The following is a 975-nucleotide window of genomic DNA, read 5'->3' as shown; positions in this document are numbered from 1 at the left end:
GTGCAGTGGCAACAGCCTCAGGTATGTCTGCAATTATGGCGACCTTTATGGCTGTTCTTAAGCAGGGCGATCATGTTTTATGTTCGCGTAGCGTTTTTGGAACCACAACGGTTTTCTTAGAAAAATTTATGTCGAAATTCGGCGTTGATGTCGAGTTTGTTGACCTAGTTGATTATGAGGCTTGGGAGTCCGGACTGAAGCAAAATACTAGAGTTGTATTTGTCGAAACGCCGTCCAACCCTTTATGTGAAGTGGTCGACTTAGAGCGACTTCGAAGCATTATTGATTCGAAAAGCTTAGATCAGCAGTGTTTATTCATTGTTGATAACTGCTTCTGCACGCCTGCGCTTCAACAACCTTTGTCGATGGGGGCGGATATTATTATTCACTCTGCGACCAAATATATTGACGGGCAGGGACGTTGCTTAGGCGGGCTTGTTGTGGGAAGTAACGAGCTGATGGCGGAAGTGCATGGTTATATGCGTTCTGCTGGCCCTGCGATGAGTCCGTTTAATGCATGGGTGTTCCTGAAAGGCTTGGAAACTTTGAGTCTCAGAATGAAGGCGCACTCTGAGAATGCGCTTAAAGTAGCTCGCTGGCTGGAGCAGCAGCCGCAAGTAGAGCAAGTATTTTACGCTGGTCTTGAATCTCATCCCTATTATGAGTTGGCAAAACGTCAGCAGAAAGGTGCAAGTGGTGTGCTTTCATTTCGAGTGAAAGGTGGTCGCGAGCAAGCTTGGAATGTCATTGATGGCGTTGAGTTCTTGTCGTTGACTGCTAACTTGGGTGATGCGAAAACCACAATTACTCATCCTGCGACAACGACGCATGGTCGTTTAAGTGATGAAGAAAAGGCGCGCGCTGGAATTACCGAAAATCTAATACGTGTTTCGGTTGGTTTAGAGTCAGCCGATGACGTCATTGCAGATCTTGAAAAAGGCTTGGCATCAATTTGATGCCAAGTTGTTAAAATCT

The 975-nt window shown here is 46.1% G+C and carries 1 protein-coding gene; it reads left to right on the top strand.

Translation table 11 applies throughout. The annotated features are described in order from the left end of the window. On the top strand, positions 1-956 hold a 956-nt coding region (locus tag A3739_RS14485; RefSeq protein ID WP_082878424.1), incomplete at its 5' end, for an aminotransferase class I/II-fold pyridoxal phosphate-dependent enzyme. Positions 957-975: the final 19 nt, after the last annotated feature.

The sequence above is a fragment of the Oleiphilus sp. HI0067 genome (genome assembly GCF_001635735.1).
Note: the sequence above shows the minus strand (reverse complement) of the source record. Positions and strands in the feature narration are given on the sequence as shown.